At 69.1% G+C, this 13,188-nt stretch carries 25 protein-coding genes; 2 read left to right on the forward strand and 23 right to left on the reverse strand.

Annotated features, from left to right (window positions below):
* Positions 1-43: 43 nt before the first annotated feature.
* The 23 genes from ACIGYR_RS21805 to ACIGYR_RS21915 form a co-directional block, all read right to left on the reverse strand.
* Positions 44-265, reverse strand: a complete 222-nt coding sequence (locus ACIGYR_RS21805; RefSeq protein ID WP_399600577.1) for a hypothetical protein — start codon at positions 263-265, stop codon at positions 44-46.
* Positions 262-1,593: a replicative DNA helicase gene (gene dnaB / locus ACIGYR_RS21810; RefSeq protein ID WP_399600580.1), complete on the reverse strand. Its 1,332-nt coding sequence runs from the start codon at positions 1,591-1,593 to the stop codon at positions 262-264. Before dnaB ends, ACIGYR_RS21805 begins: the two co-directional genes overlap by 4 nt.
* 13 nt (positions 1,594-1,606) lie before the next feature.
* Positions 1,607-2,530: a hypothetical protein gene (locus ACIGYR_RS21815; RefSeq protein WP_399600581.1), complete on the reverse strand. Its 924-nt coding sequence runs from the start codon at positions 2,528-2,530 to the stop codon at positions 1,607-1,609.
* A gap of 159 nt (positions 2,531-2,689) precedes the next feature.
* Positions 2,690-3,559 (reverse strand): hypothetical protein, encoded by an 870-nt coding sequence (locus ACIGYR_RS21820; protein ID WP_399600583.1) that lies wholly within the window; start codon positions 3,557-3,559, stop codon positions 2,690-2,692.
* Entirely contained in the window at positions 3,556-3,681 is a 126-nt protein-coding gene (locus tag ACIGYR_RS21825; protein WP_399600585.1) for a hypothetical protein, read from the reverse strand. Before ACIGYR_RS21825 ends, ACIGYR_RS21820 begins: the two co-directional genes overlap by 4 nt.
* On the reverse strand, positions 3,678-3,803 hold the full coding sequence (locus tag ACIGYR_RS21830) for a hypothetical protein (protein WP_399600588.1): 126 nt from the start codon (positions 3,801-3,803) through the stop codon (positions 3,678-3,680). The genes ACIGYR_RS21825 and ACIGYR_RS21830 overlap by 4 nt, the downstream gene beginning before the upstream one ends.
* Positions 3,803-4,174 (reverse strand): hypothetical protein, encoded by a 372-nt coding sequence (locus ACIGYR_RS21835; RefSeq protein ID WP_399600590.1) that lies wholly within the window; start codon positions 4,172-4,174, stop codon positions 3,803-3,805. The genes ACIGYR_RS21830 and ACIGYR_RS21835 overlap by 1 nt, the downstream gene beginning before the upstream one ends.
* Before the next feature lie 65 nt (positions 4,175-4,239).
* Positions 4,240-5,046 carry a recombinase RecT gene (locus ACIGYR_RS21840; RefSeq protein ID WP_399600593.1) on the reverse strand — a complete coding sequence of 269 codons (807 nt, stop codon included), beginning with the start codon at positions 5,044-5,046 and terminating at the stop codon, positions 4,240-4,242.
* Positions 5,043-6,038, reverse strand: a complete 996-nt coding sequence (locus ACIGYR_RS21845; RefSeq protein WP_399600596.1) for a YqaJ viral recombinase family protein — start codon at positions 6,036-6,038, stop codon at positions 5,043-5,045. Before ACIGYR_RS21845 ends, ACIGYR_RS21840 begins: the two co-directional genes overlap by 4 nt.
* 124 nt (positions 6,039-6,162) lie before the next feature.
* Positions 6,163-6,801, reverse strand: a complete 639-nt coding sequence (locus tag ACIGYR_RS21850; protein ID WP_399600599.1) for a hypothetical protein — start codon at positions 6,799-6,801, stop codon at positions 6,163-6,165.
* 15 nt (positions 6,802-6,816) lie between these two features.
* Positions 6,817-7,932, reverse strand: coding sequence for a DNA polymerase III subunit beta (gene dnaN, locus ACIGYR_RS21855; protein WP_399600600.1), 1,116 nt, complete (start codon positions 7,930-7,932; stop codon positions 6,817-6,819).
* Positions 7,929-8,114: a hypothetical protein gene (locus ACIGYR_RS21860; protein WP_399600603.1), complete on the reverse strand. Its 186-nt coding sequence runs from the start codon at positions 8,112-8,114 to the stop codon at positions 7,929-7,931. Before ACIGYR_RS21860 ends, dnaN begins: the two co-directional genes overlap by 4 nt.
* A 37-nt stretch (positions 8,115-8,151) precedes the next feature.
* Positions 8,152-8,601 (reverse strand): hypothetical protein, encoded by a 450-nt coding sequence (locus tag ACIGYR_RS21865; RefSeq protein ID WP_399600605.1) that lies wholly within the window; start codon positions 8,599-8,601, stop codon positions 8,152-8,154.
* Positions 8,598-8,987, reverse strand: a complete 390-nt coding sequence (locus ACIGYR_RS21870) for a hypothetical protein (protein WP_399600607.1) — start codon at positions 8,985-8,987, stop codon at positions 8,598-8,600. The genes ACIGYR_RS21865 and ACIGYR_RS21870 overlap by 4 nt, the downstream gene beginning before the upstream one ends.
* On the reverse strand, positions 8,984-9,202 hold the full coding sequence (locus ACIGYR_RS21875) for a hypothetical protein (RefSeq protein ID WP_399600609.1): 219 nt from the start codon (positions 9,200-9,202) through the stop codon (positions 8,984-8,986). The genes ACIGYR_RS21870 and ACIGYR_RS21875 overlap by 4 nt, the downstream gene beginning before the upstream one ends.
* The gene (locus ACIGYR_RS21880) at positions 9,199-9,360 is read right to left on the reverse strand and encodes a hypothetical protein (RefSeq protein ID WP_399600612.1); all 162 of its coding nucleotides are present in this window, start codon (positions 9,358-9,360) and stop codon (positions 9,199-9,201) included. Before ACIGYR_RS21880 ends, ACIGYR_RS21875 begins: the two co-directional genes overlap by 4 nt.
* Positions 9,357-9,824 carry an NUDIX hydrolase gene (locus tag ACIGYR_RS21885; protein WP_399600614.1) on the reverse strand — a complete coding sequence of 156 codons (468 nt, stop codon included), beginning with the start codon at positions 9,822-9,824 and terminating at the stop codon, positions 9,357-9,359. The genes ACIGYR_RS21880 and ACIGYR_RS21885 overlap by 4 nt, the downstream gene beginning before the upstream one ends.
* Complete coding sequence (locus ACIGYR_RS21890) at positions 9,821-10,360, reverse strand: NUMOD4 motif-containing HNH endonuclease (RefSeq protein ID WP_399600616.1); 540 nt, start codon at positions 10,358-10,360, stop codon at positions 9,821-9,823. The genes ACIGYR_RS21885 and ACIGYR_RS21890 overlap by 4 nt, the downstream gene beginning before the upstream one ends.
* Positions 10,357-10,695, reverse strand: coding sequence for a hypothetical protein (locus ACIGYR_RS21895; RefSeq protein WP_399600619.1), 339 nt, complete (start codon positions 10,693-10,695; stop codon positions 10,357-10,359). The genes ACIGYR_RS21890 and ACIGYR_RS21895 overlap by 4 nt, the downstream gene beginning before the upstream one ends.
* Positions 10,692-10,940, reverse strand: coding sequence for a hypothetical protein (locus ACIGYR_RS21900; protein ID WP_399600622.1), 249 nt, complete (start codon positions 10,938-10,940; stop codon positions 10,692-10,694). The genes ACIGYR_RS21895 and ACIGYR_RS21900 overlap by 4 nt, the downstream gene beginning before the upstream one ends.
* On the reverse strand, positions 10,937-11,284 hold the full coding sequence (locus ACIGYR_RS21905) for a hypothetical protein (protein WP_399600625.1): 348 nt from the start codon (positions 11,282-11,284) through the stop codon (positions 10,937-10,939). Before ACIGYR_RS21905 ends, ACIGYR_RS21900 begins: the two co-directional genes overlap by 4 nt.
* Positions 11,285-11,381: 97 nt before the next feature.
* A complete protein-coding gene (locus ACIGYR_RS21910; protein ID WP_399600627.1) occupies positions 11,382-11,609 on the reverse strand; it encodes a helix-turn-helix transcriptional regulator in 228 nt (75 codons plus the stop codon).
* Positions 11,610-11,614: 5 nt separating this feature from the next.
* Complete coding sequence (locus ACIGYR_RS21915) at positions 11,615-11,851, reverse strand: helix-turn-helix domain-containing protein (RefSeq protein ID WP_399600629.1); 237 nt, start codon at positions 11,849-11,851, stop codon at positions 11,615-11,617.
* Between the two features lie 290 nt (positions 11,852-12,141).
* On the opposite strand from ACIGYR_RS21915, the gene ACIGYR_RS21920 reads away from it, so the two are divergent.
* Positions 12,142-12,570 (forward strand): hypothetical protein, encoded by a 429-nt coding sequence (locus ACIGYR_RS21920; RefSeq protein ID WP_399600632.1) that lies wholly within the window; start codon positions 12,142-12,144, stop codon positions 12,568-12,570.
* Positions 12,571-12,727: 157 nt separating this feature from the next.
* Complete coding sequence (locus ACIGYR_RS21925) at positions 12,728-13,177, forward strand: hypothetical protein (RefSeq protein WP_399600635.1); 450 nt, start codon at positions 12,728-12,730, stop codon at positions 13,175-13,177.
* The last annotated feature ends 11 nt before the right edge of the window (positions 13,178-13,188 follow it).

Here is a 13,188-nt window from a genome sequence, read left to right on the forward strand (position 1 = left end):
TGGCTGTGTGCCTGTGTGGCGGGCGGTGGTGGCGGAGGCGGGGTCAGGCGGCTGGGTGGTGGGTGCACGGTGGCGGTGTCGGCCCGGACGGGGCGGTACCGCACGGCCAGGCGCCGGGACGCGGGATGTGGTAGCTCGGCCTGTCGTCGTCCGTCGGGGGTTCCGGCTTGGCTATCTGCTTGCCGGCGAGCGCCGTGAACAGGTCGACGAGGGAGCCTTCTGCGATGACGGCCTCGAGGTCTTCGGCCCTGAAGTCGCCGGTCACGTGTGCGCCATGTCGCAGAAGCGGCTGTAGTGCAGCTGCGCGGCCACGGTGATGGTCGAGAGGGGGCCGGCACGGTGCTTGGCAACGATCAGGTCGGCCTCGCCGGCGCGCTCGGAGTCCCTGTCGTAGGCGTCCTCACGGTGGACGAGGATGACGAGGTCGGCGTCCTGCTCGAGGGACCCGGACTCGCGCAGGTCGGAGAGCATCGGCTTCTTGTCGGTGCGCTGCTCCGGTCCGCGGTTGAGCTGGCAGAGGACCACAACGGGCACGTCCAGGTCCTTGGCCATGAGCTTGATGGAGCGGCTCATCTCGGAGACCTCGACCTGCCGGTTCTCGGCGCGCTTCTTGCCGTGCGTTTCGAGGAGCTGCAGGTAGTCGATGACGACGAGGGACAGTCCGGTCTTCTGCTTGATCTGGCGGCAGCGGGCTTTGATTTGGCTAACGGTCCTGTTGGGGGTGGCGTCGATCGTGAGCGGCGCCAGGGTGAGTCGCTGCATTTGGTTGGCGAACGCCGCCCAGTCCTGCGGCGTCATCTGTCCGCCACGGATCTTGTGAAGGCCGATCTTCGCTTCGGCGGAGATGATGCGGTGCTGCACCTCGCGGCGCGCCATCTCGAGGCTGAAGAAGGCCGACGGAAGCCGATCGCGCAGCGAGCAGGCGCGGAGGAAGTCGACGCCGAGGGTGGACTTCCCGAGGCCGGGGCGCCCCGCGACGATGATCATCTGACCGCCGTGAAGGCCGTGGGTGAGAGCGTCGAGGTCGAGGAATCCGGTGGACAGTCCGGACTGGCGGCCCTCGCTCTGCAGCTTCTCCAGCTCCGCGACCACTTCGGGCAGGTCCTCGCCTAGGAGCGCGGAGTCGGCTTCCTCGTGGACCTTCATCACGCCTGCGAGCTCCGCTTGGGCGGCATCGTTGGCATGCTGGGCCTCACCGTCGCCGTAGCCGATCTCGGTGATGCGGTGGCCGGCCTCGACGATGCGGCGACGGATGGCGCAGTCACGGACGATCTCGGCGTAGTACTCGGCGTTCGCCGCGGTGGGCACAGAGCCGACGCACTCGCTGAGGTATCGGGCACCGCCGACCTTGCTCAGGATGCCGAGTTCCCGGAGGTAGTTGGCGACGGTGATCTGGTCGGCGGGCTCGTTCTTGCCGTACAGGTCGACGACTGCCCGGAAGATCGTCTCGTGCTGGGGGCGGTAGAAGTCGTCGGCGTCGGCTACCTCGATGACTTCTGCGATGGCCCGCTTCGACAGGAGCATGCCGCCGAGGACGCACATTTCGGCTGCGATGTCCTGCGGGGGGACGCGGTCGAACGTCTCGTCTTCCACTGGGGGTTCTCCTTCAGGCTGCGTGGTGGGTGTTCATGTCGGGGTGGCACTTGGGGCACGGGTGGCCGTTGCCTTGGTCGTCGTAGACGAGGCGGAGTCGGCCCTCGCGTTCGGCAGCTGGGGCACCGTCGGCGCATTCGCCGCACCAGGGCGGCAGCGGGGCGGACGGCTTGGGCGCCGACTTCTTGATCCGCCGCGGGAGGTCGCCGATCCGGATCCGCAGGATCTGGTGGTGGTTGCGGACGCCTTCCGGCTTCTCGGTGAGCTTGGCCGTGAGGTCGTCGTCGAGGTCCCAGCCCTGCCGTCTAGTCATGTCGAGCAGGTCCACCGCCATGGCGGTCGCCGTCCTCGGGCCCACGGTCCACGGGCTCGGGAGGCTTTCGAGGAAGTCGGCTGCCTCGGCGAGTTCCCTCTCCTGCTGCTGCCTCCGCTGCGTCAGCTCGGATGGCGCCGCAGGATCCGCGGGGACGCTGAGGGGAGGAGGGGATGAGGGGGGAGGGGTAGGGGGAGAACCTGTTCCCGCCTGACGGGACTGTGTTCTCCCCATTGGGGAGACTGTGTTCTCCCCTGGAGAGACTGTGTTCTCCCCTTCTCTCTCCGAAGGGGAGACTGAGTTCTCCCCTTCGAGGATCGGGAAGCGGTAGCGGCACTGCTTGCCCGGCAGCGCATACACCGGGCGCCCGTTCTTGTCCGTGGTGATCGGCACACGGACCTCAAGCCCGCGCTTCCCGAGTCGCTGGAGCGCGGCTTTCAGCGTGCCGGTGCCGGTGAGCCCAGTCCGCTCGGCCAGCGTGTGCACGTTGAAGTCAGGCCACGTGAGCCGGGTCGGGTCGCCGTCACGGACGTTCTCGCCGATGGCGACCAGCACCATGCGCTCGGCCGGCGTGAGGTCGGCAGGTGCGTGAAGGAGAACGGCGACGACTCGTTTGATCCCCATCACTGCACCTCCCTTCGCGGCATGGCGTCCAAGGTCACGGCGGTAGTCCTTCGGTTCATGGATCCGGCTGTCTCGATGGTCCGGATGAAACTGACAAATGGAGCGTCAGAGTCCGGTTGTGCTGCCGCTAGGGCCGGCCGCGCGGCCGGCGGCCCGCGGTCACGCGGCGAGGTCCTGCTCGGGGTGACGGAGGAGTTCCTGCTGGAGGTGCTGGCGGGTGACGCCGAGGCGTTCAGCGGCCTGTTCGATGCCGACGCCGTAACTGAGGAGTTCGCGGGCGTCGTGGGCGAGGTTGGCGCCGCGGCTGGAGGCGGCCCCCTTGGCGAGGGCGAGCTGCCGCCAGCGCTCCCGGGCCGGGAGGTCGCGGCGTTCGGCCAGCCAGGCGGCGTGGGCTGCCTCGCAGCGTGCGCACGTCGGGATGTCGTCGTTGGTGTGCGTCCACCAGCCGCGGTCGGTGCCGCAGTAGCCGGTCCACTCGGGGTGCGCGGCCGGGTCGTCGATCGTGTCGTCGTCCCAGGCGCCGGGCGGGGCCCAGCTGTGAGCGCGGGCGACCCCGAGGACCTTCTTGTAGGTGCCGACCCTGACACCGTGCTGGCGAGGGTCCTGGTTCCACAGCCGGTCGTAGGCGGCAGCCACGGCGACAGCGGTGACGCCGTAGATGCGGGGCTGGGCAAGAAGTTGGTTGACGTACATCGGGTGCCGGCCGATGTGGGGGCCGAGGCGGAGCTGCGGCCAGCCGTTGGCCATCAATGCCTGGAGTCGGCGCCGGGTACCGGTGGGGTCGACGTAGTAGGTGACAAGGTTCTCGGCGCGGACGCTGAAGATGCGCTTGGCGTTGATGAGGCGGATTTTCTGGGCGGGACCGCGGTTGGGGCCTCGGGTGTAGAGCAGGCCACTGACGACGGCGAAGCTGATACCGGCGTGGTCGGCGATGCGTTGGACGGAGACGCCGGCGGCCATGAGGTTGCGGACGTGGCGGCGGGCGGGCTCTGCGTCGATGAGGGGGCCCTTGGCGGGGTTGGAACTCACGGCTTCTCCTCCCGGCTGGCGGTGGGTTGGGTGTTGGTGCGGCGGCGTTCGCGCCAGAGGGTGCGGGCGGCCATGAGGGCGCCGGGGGCGAGGATGGCGAGGGCAATCCAGCGGGTGATCACGGCCGCCTCCCGCGGGCCCTGATGGCGAGGTCGATCGCGGCGCACGCTCCCCCGCCGACGGCACCCGCGGCGAGGACGGTGAGGCCCAGCACCCAGACGGGGAGCTCGATCAGGCGGCGCATCAGGCTGCCCGCTGCTTCTTGGCGCGGGCGGCCTGCCGGTCCTTGATGAACTCCCGGCCAGCAGCGGTCAGCTGGTAGACGTTGACAGGCTTGCCGTGCGCCCGCGGGTTGACCGACGGCTCGAATCCGATCCGGGTCAGCACCTGCGGGGTGCGACGGCGGGTGATGCTGGCGAAGTACAGGCCGCAGGCGGCCCGTCCCGTCTCGGGCAGCACGACCCACAGGTCGTTCGCGGAGAACGGCCGGCCGGTGCCTGCTATCGCGAGCAGGGCCTGGTCGAAGAGGGCCTCGGTCCAGTCGGTGACGGTGGCGTACAGGGCGGCCAGCTGCTTGTTGGCCTGCTGGCGGGCCTGCTCCGGGGTAAGCGTCATGACGTACTCTCCTGGGGAGTGACGGGGCCGCCTCGATTCCGGCGAGGCGGCCTCCGGTGTTCGGGCTACTCGTTGCTGCCAGCGCCGAGTTCGGGACGCTCGGGCTCGCTGAGGTACTCGGGCGGGACGTCGATGGCGTCCGGCTGCCAGTCGGTGCGCACGGTGCCGTCGTGGGCCATGGCGCGGGCCAGCTCGGCGCTCTTCGGCAGGGCCTTGAAGTGGTTACGCAGGACGGTCTTCTTGGCCATCTCGTCGTAGCTGTTCCGCCAGGCCGGGCTGTTCTTGGAGGGCATCTTCTGGCGGCGCTCTTCGATCTCCGCCGGGTACATGACCTTGAAGGTCCGGCCGCCGTTGATCAGGCGGGCCACGGAGTAGTAGGCGACAGCCTTGCCGCGGGGTCCCGTCTTGCAGGGACGGTGAACGAGCTTCTCCTCGAGGCCTTCCTCGTGCTCGAAGTAGTCGTTCTCGCGGACGGTCTCGACCTTCACCGACGACGCCATCGGGTGCTGGTAGAAGAGCGTCACCATGCCTTGGTAACCAAGCTGGAACGTGGCCTCCCCCTTGTAGGGGACGATGAACGCCTCCTGCGTCGGCGAGCCCGGCTCGAAGCCCAGCTGCGAGCAGGTCATCAGGGCGCCGAGGAAGGACTCGGTGGTGCACTCCGCGAGGTCGGGGTTCTTGCGGATCAACGTCAGGGCGATGCGGGCGATGCGGTCCGCGTCCATGTGCTTCGGCAGGGCGCGGGCGATCTCCGGCTTCATCCGTTCGATCTGCTGAGCCATGGTCGGCTTCGGCGGCTGCTCGCCGGCCTGCTGGACCTGGCCGACGTTCTCGGCGCGGCGGGCGACGGCGTTGCGGGCGCTGGTGCTCACTGCTGCTCCATGACGATGTTGAGGACTCGGGTGGGCTCGCCCCGGTAGGGCTCTGGGTCGAGGTCGGGGTCGGCTTCGAGGGCGGCGGTCTTCCAGCTGATCTGGCCCTTGCGGGGCCGCCACGTGTAGGCGAGTTCGCCGCGGATGTAGACGTCGGTGCCGTCGCCGGCCAGCGCCTTCAGGTGGTTGTCAGCGTCCGTGGCGGCGATGTCGGCGGCGGCCATCTGCTCGTGCGCGGTACGCCGGATGGCCAGCCACTTCTCGACCTCGGCGGCGTCGGCGATGACGTCCTTGCGGGTGGCGTTCGCGTAGAGCCGGTCGAGGAATTGCCCGGTGGAGACAGAGCCGTCGATGGGTGGCTGCACGCCGTCCTCCACCCAGCCCCAAAACTCGGTGGCGATCTCCAGCAGGTGTTCGATCATCTGCTCGTCGCGGTCGAGACGGTGAACGATTGTCCGCTGGCCGCCGATCAGGCATGCCGCGTAGCCGAACTGCCAGCCGGTGACAGCCATCTGCCACTGCATCTGAACCTGGACATCAACGGGGATCTCGTCGAGCCAATCGTTCAGGGCGTAGCTGGAACGGGTCTTGAGCTCAACAACCCCCATCTCGCCGTCCTCGATGGTGACCCGGTCGAGGTTGACGAGGGCCCAGGGAATGTCGGGGCGGCGGAGCGTGCCCGGGTTTTCGATGATGGGCAGGCCGGTCTTCTTGGTGAAGCGGCCGGCAACGAATGGCTCAAGGTCGTGCCCGTTCTCAGCAGCCTCGTCGAGGACGGGGTCGTTGCGGCGGGCTACGTCCTGGCCGCGCTTCGCGAACCAGACCTTCAGCGGGCTGGTGTAGATGTTCAGGCCGCAGATCGCGGGCAGATCTGATCCACCCAGGCCGGTCTGTCGGATGGCGTGCCACTCGTCGCTGGGCGCGTCCGGGCCGAGAACGACTGTGGCGCCGGATGGGAAGGACAGTCCCGTCGTGGGGCTGCTGAGGCTCATGTGACCCTCCTGAGGGTGTGCTGGGGGTGGCGGCTCGCCCCGGACGGGGGGTGCAGGGCGAGCCGCCTCGGAGGCCGCGGAGCGCGAGGGGGAGGCGCTCACGCGGCGTATGGGGGGTTGCGGTTCAGGCAGCGGCCGGCTGAGCGGGTTCCTCGCGGCGGGCAGCGAGCCAGGCGTCCAATTCGCGGCGCAGGGTGTCGTCCTCGCCGTCACGCCGGACTGGCATCTGGGCGCCGAGGAAGTCGGCGGCGACGATCAGCGTCGGCTTGCCCTCGCCCGTCGACCACATCTGCACCGGGCCGGGCAGGTTCTTCCAAGCGCCGAAAAACTTCGGCGTCATCGCCATCTGGGCGTCGGATGCGGGCCGCTCGATGGCAGCCAGCATCACCGTGCGCCAGTCGAACGACAGCTTCGCGAACGGGCTGAGGCCGATGGCGATGCGGCTGCCGGACTCGCCGGACAGGATCAGCTGGTCGCCGCTGCGCTCGAGGGTGACCGGCTTGGCGTCGAGGAGTCGGATTGCGGCCTCCAGCTCGGGCACCTGGCCGCGGTGCACGATGGCCGACCACGGCTGGTCGTCTCCGCCGGTGACCTGGGTGCGGGACACGGCGAGCGTGAACCGGTTGGTGGCGATGGCGTACAGGACGCCTCGCTCGTATTCGAAGGTGATGTTCTGGACGGCCTCGACGTCGGACTTCTCCCCCATGTGGGGCTTGGTCTGGGCGACGAGGCGGCTGAGGGCGTGGTCGGCGATGGTGATCACGTTTGGGTCTCCTGGCTACTTGAGGCGGACGGGCATGCACACGGCCCGGTAGGTGTCGTCGTCGACCGGCCGGATCAGCACCGGCTTGTTGGGGGTGGTGAACCAGACCTGCACCAGGCCGTCGACGGGGGCGAGCAGCGATCCGAGGAAGCCGGGCCGGTAGCCGCCCGTGAACCCGTCCAGGTCTGCGGCCTCCACGCCGATGCGACTGGCGCCCTTCGAGCCTTCGGTGCCGCCACTCACGGTCAGCTGGTCGCTGTCGAAGGCCAGGGTGATCGGCCGCTCTTCCTTGTCGTTGACAAGGCCAGCCCGCTTCACCGCTTCCAGGAGCTCGCTGGCGTCGACCCGCATCCAGCCGACCGCCTTGGCCGGGTCGGGGAAGAAGCCGTCGATGTCGGGGAACGGGGTGGCGATGGTGCGGCTCGTCACCGTGACCGTGTCGTTGGCCAGAGCGGCCACCGAGAGGTCAGGACTGGTGAACGCCACCCGCACAGGGCCGCCGGTCAACTGCTTGGCGGTGGCCGACAGGTTGGCGGCGGGGACCAGCAGGTCGCCCACAGCATCGCCGTCCGGGGTCCACGGGATGCGGTGTCGCACAATCCGGTATCGGTCGGAGGCGGACACGGTGAGGTGGTCGCCGTCGGCTGCTACGTGCACCCCGCGGAACCCTTCGAGGTTCCCGGCGGCCTCCTTGTCTGGCATTGAGGCCTGTGCTGCGTGCACCACCGCAGCGGCGAACAAGTCACCGTCCACCGTGCCCGCGGGCGCCGGGGCTTCGGGTAGGGCGGGGTAGTCGCGGCGGTCCATCGTCGGCAGGGTGAACGTGGTGCCCGGCGCGGTCAGGGTGGCCTCGTTGTCGTCGACGACCAGGTCGACGGGCCCGGCGGGCATGGCCGCGGTCACGTCGGCGAGGAGCCGGCCGGGGACCAGGACGTGGCCGGGCTCCAGGACGTCAGCGGCGAGGGTGGCGCGGGTGCTGGTCTCGTAGTCGAACCCGGAGATCGTCACCGCGTCGCCGTCGGTTTCCAGCAGGAGCCCGCCGAGGATGGGCTGCAGCGGGTTGTTGGGCAGGCGGCGATGTGCGCGGCGCGCGGCCTCCGCCAGCTGCTTCTGGTCGATGCGGAGTTTCACGCCGCCTCCGCCACGGTGTCGTCGTCGGCGTCGTTGCGGGTCTCCGGCTGGGCCCATCCCTCGGTCTGTACGGCGCTGTCGGGGAACAGGGCGTCCTGGGTGTAGTCGTTCACGGGTTCCTCCGTGGGATGCTGGTGGTGGATCCCCGGGCGATTGCAGCGCTCGGGGTTCTGCTTGTTCACCGGTCGCCCGTACCTGTCCGGCCGGGCGACCGGGAGTTCAGGCGGCGGTGCGTTCGAGGTGTTCGCCGCGGCCGATGGCGATGAGCTGCCGGGCGGTGTCCTCGGTGACGCACAGGTCGGCGGCGATGTCGGTCAGGCTGTGGCCGGAGGCTGCGAGCTCGGCGGCCATCACCGCCCAGGCGGGGACCCGGCGGCCGGTGGGCACGTAGTCCTGCCCGACCGCCGGCCCGTCCTGCTTGCGGCGCCTGACGGGGACGGTGCGCGGTTCCGGCTCCGGCCTGCCTTCGCGGGCGGCCGGCATCCAGTCCGCCTCCAGCAGCACCAGTTCGACGGGGCTGCTGTCGACGGTGACCTTCTGGCCGCACTGGCTGGGGCAGGTGGCGCACAGGGCGGCGGCCCGGTGCACGGCCTGCTGCCGCTGTGCGGTGGGCGCGTCGTCGAAGAGGACGATGTCGTACAGGTCCGCGTGACCCAGGCACGGCTTCACGACGCCACCTCCTCGTGGTCGACCGGCGAGACGTAGGGCAGGACGACGACCGGCGAGTACGGCCGGACCAGGTCGGTGGGCACCTCGCGGATCCGGGGCCGGGCGTTGACGACGGCCTGCCTCAGCCGCTCCTGCTCGGCCAGGGCGCGGATCGTCTTGTGCGTCAGCTCCCGGCAGTGGGCGACGAGCCCGGCCCGCTGTTCCTCCAGCCAGGCGATCCGCATGGCGTCCTGGCAGCCGCGGATCAGCGCGGTGTGCAGGTCGCGTTCGCGGTCTTCCAGGGCGGCGGTGAGCCGGATGTTGTCGGCCTCTGCGCGGCGGGCCCGCAGGTCCGTGTTCGCTGCACTGTGCTTGCCGGCGGCGCGGACGGATATCGCGATGCTCACGACACCTCCAAGAAGCTGTAGTCGATGTAGCCGGCGGCGAGGCTGGCCTCGTAGCTGGCGCTGATGCGGTCGGCGTGCGGTCGTTCGTAGGCGGCGACGATCGCCAGTTCCAGCTCGGCGATCCGGGCGCGCGCCCTGCGGTTGTGCAGCCGGGCGACCGCGTTGACGAAGCCGGCCATCGGCGAGGTGCGCGGGGTGGGCAGCGGGGCGGTCACGTGGCCACCTCGCGGGTGAGCTGGGCCAGCTCCCACAGCTCTCGGACCTCGGCGTCCCAGCGGGTGGGGTCGTCACCGAAGACGTGTGCGAGACCGGCGTGCAGGTCGGCGATGTCGTCGGCGGACGGTGCCGGCGGCGGCCACGTCGTCGCGCTCACCGCACCGGCTCCAGGTCGAGGCGGTCGATGGCGGCGATCCATGCGGCGCAGACGGCGGCCACCTGCACCAGCTCGTTCCGCAGCAGCGCCGGGTCGGTCTCGGCGAATGCCTCGGCAACCTCCTCGGCGAGGACCCCGCGCCACGTCGTCTCGCCTCGGCGGGCCATGGCCTGGCAGACCTCACGGGCAAGTTCGGCGCGCCCGTCGTCGCCGGCCAGGCCGGTGCCGTTGGGGTGGTTCTGCTCGCCCCACTTGGCGTCCTGTCGGGCTCGCTCGTTGGCGATGGCCGCCAGGACGGATGCGTCGGGTCCGAGGACGCGGCCCATGTAGACCGAGACGTCGGCGAGGAGGCGGGCTCCGAGGATGGTGCCCCAGTCGTCGGTGCCGAGTCGGATCGGCGTCTCCTGTATGGAGTGCTCGATGACGGCCGCGAGGGGCTTCAGCTCGGTGTAGTCGTCGCTCACTTCGCCTCCCTGGCACGGCGGTTGTCGGCTTCGCGGGCGGCGACCCACTCGGCCTTGCGTCGCCAGTAGCGACGACGAGCCCGCGCGTTCGTACAGGTCCGGCAGTCTCGGCGTCCGCCAGAGAGACGGATCGTGTTCGCCTCGTCGTAGGGGTGGCCCTGCGGGCAGTGCGTCTTGTTGACGTTGTGGTCGGTGCCGTGCCGCCGCTTGTCCCGGACGTTCTCGCCATGAGTGCCGTAGGCCAGGTTCGACAGCGCACAGTTCAGCGGGTTGCCGTCCAGATGCCGGATCTCAAGGCCGATCGGACGCGGTCCCAGGAACGCAGCGGCGACTATCTCGTGCACGTACCGCGACTCGCCCCGCCCCCTGCTCCACAGTTCGAGCTTCAGATAGCCGACCTTGGCGAGAGTGGGGCGCCGCAGGCCGCCCTTCGCGCCCTGGCGCGGGAGCGAACGGACGTCACCTTGCTCGTTCACCTCGTAGTCGAACTCATAGCCAGGCACAGGACGCCACACGGGTTCGGGGATCTCACTCATGACGCGGCCTCCTGCGCACGGCAGGTGTAGTCGAGGAGGGGCTCGACCCAGTGCCGCATCTCGGCGAGCTCCCCCGGCGTGGCCGCGGTACGGACGTCGACGTGGCTGAGGGCGATGCAGGCGCTGTGGCCGTGGACCCAGACGACCGCGGTGTGGCCGCCGAGGACCTCGGCCTTGCTGCGGGTCCAGGTGACGATGCGCTCGTCGTTGGGGAAGTCCTCGGGCCGGCAACCCGGGTATGCGACAACCGGGGTACCAACCGGGTGGACCCGGTTCCAGGCCTCGGCCTCCACCGTGGGCAGCGGCACGTCCAGACGGGACAGGTCGGTGGTCACGACAGCACCTCCGTGGCGTGCTCGGGGCGCAGCGGGAGGCGGCCGAGCTGCTTGTCGGCGCGGTGCCACTCGGCGAGCACGGTCTCCCGGTCACCCCAGTCCTCCACCGACAGCGGGGACACGGGGCAGCCGAAATACAGCTCGGCGCGGTCCGCGTCCGCCGCCGCCTCACGCACGTGCGCGGGCAGCTGGCTGGCGGAGAAGTAGCGGACGGCGTCCGGCGTCGGGATACGGAGGTCGCTCATCGGACACCGCCGCAGGTGCAGTTCGAGCTGATGCCGGCGGCGTAGGCGCACAGGTCGTCGTGGCCGCCGCGGGGCGGGAAGGGCTCCTCGGTGCGGGCCGCGTGCAGCGCCTCGCGGTGGTCGTCCATCGCGGCGTCGCGGTTGCCGGCCTTCTTCGACGAGTGGTTGATCGCGTAGCCGCCGAGGAAGAAGCCGTCGTGCCGCTTGTCGCTGCTCTCGTCGAAGATGACCGTGTCGTAGTAGCCACCACCGATCCGGATGGTGGACACGAGCAGGTTCTTGGTGCCGGTCTTGACCGGCGTCTGCCGGACGATGTCCGGGAGTCCGTTCTTGGATGAGACCATGGTGGTGGTCCACCTCTCTGTTCAGCGGATGGTGTGGGTGGATCGCAGGGGCCGTTCGCAGGCTTGGGGTTTGCGGGCGGCCTCTTTGTGTGCCGCGTCAGGCGGCGACGAGTGCCAGATCGGCCGGCCCGGAATCGACGCCCATCCAGGCGTTCAAGTCGGCAATCTTGTAGCGGTAACGGCGGCGGCCGTGGAGCGTTCCTTGCGGGCCGTATCCGTCACGGCGCCAGCGGTAGAGGGTCGTAACAGAGACGCCCAGGTAGTCGGCGGCGTCTTCACTCCAGAGCCAGCCCTTCGGCGGAGTCTTGGGCTGCTTGGTCTGCATCGGGTTCATTCCTCACTCGTGGGGGCAGACGGACGAGACGTTCGGTTCAGATTCGGAGACACTGGAGCCGCAAAAAGAACATTGATGGCGACTCCGAGGGCCTCCGCGAGGGCGATGGCGTCGAGCACGTCGGCTGTGCGCTGCCTGCCAGCCAGGAGTTTGTCTATGACTCCCTGGCCTACGCCTGAGGCTTCGGCCAGGCTGCGAACCGAGAAGGACTCTCCTCGGCCGGGGTTGAGCATGCAGTGCCTGAAGAACGGGATACTGCGCAGGGACCAACGTCGGCTCACGATTCCCCCGAGTGGTGCGGAGCTGTTTGCCTGACATAGCTAAGCACAACCGAGACGAGTCGTCTACAGACTGGAGACGGCCGAGGGTCGACTATCGGCACACTTCGTGGCTCGATAGCATGCGTCTGTAGACGGATCGTCTCCGATCCAAGATGGTTGTAGGGACTGAGCTGGTACTTTCCCGACATCCACCGCCCTCTATAGAGACAGTCGGTACTGACGTGACCCGAGAGGATGAGGACATGACGGCAGCGGCCACCGACCCGGAAGCCGGGACGGCAGCGCCGACCAAGGGTGCGCTCTCGCGGCTCATCCAGGACGCCAACGACCGCGGTCTCTCCTACTCGAAGATGTCCGCCCGGGCGGTCGACACCGAATCGGGCACCAGACTGTCCAAGCCCTACCTGCAGCGACTCGTCAGCAACCCGCCGGCCAACGCTCCCAGTCCTACACAGATGCGGGCGCTATCCAACGCGCTCGGCGTGAGCCTTCGCCGCATCAAGGCGGCAGCAGCAGAACAGTGGCTGGAATACGAGGTCACCGAACTGGCGGGCTACAACGACGAAGTCCGGATCATTGTGGGGCACTTGGCCGGAATGCCCGAGTCTGAGCTGCGACGCTGGCGCGCGATGATCGAAGCAGACGAGCGGGCCCGCCGCGAGAACGACTAGCGGGGACTCTCCTAGCGAAGCAGTCCCGCGACTGAAAAGTCCCTAAGTAGACATTCAGTTGAACGGATTGTCGCGGCCTGCTCACGGGACGTACCCTTCCCCAACCGTGCGCTTTCGGCCCATGTCGCCCGAGCGCACCGCAACAAGGGGAGGGTTCATGCTGCGCGTTGTCTACCGAACCGTCGACGATCTCGCCCCCGGCCGCTTGGTCAAGATAGAAGAGAGTCGCGGGCAACTGGACATCCAGCTCCACCGCGGCGCCAACATCAACGACATCACCCACGCCCTGAACGCCGAACTGCAAGAGTTCCTGGCGGGGTGCGGCTGGTTCCAAATCTGGCGCGGCCGGATCATCGGCGCTGACGACCCTGAGAGCCCACTCACCGTCCAGTACGTCACCGACCCCGACGTCGACTGGCGTGCATGCGTACAGGTCCGCGAGCTCCGGGGAGTCGTCCGCGTTCACGTCTGCCCCGACGCGTCACCAGACTGGTTCGCCAAGGTCCTCACCCAGTCCACCGAGCGATTCCTCGCCGGCGGCCAGTGGTTCCAGCTCTGGCAGGGTGAGATCGTCACGATGGATCCGCCCCAGAGGGGCGCAGCCTGACGCACGGACGC

It is taken from the genome of Streptomyces sp. NPDC053076, from assembly GCF_044546845.1.
In the GTDB taxonomy this organism is placed as follows: Bacteria; Actinomycetota; Actinomycetes; order Streptomycetales; family Streptomycetaceae; genus Streptomyces.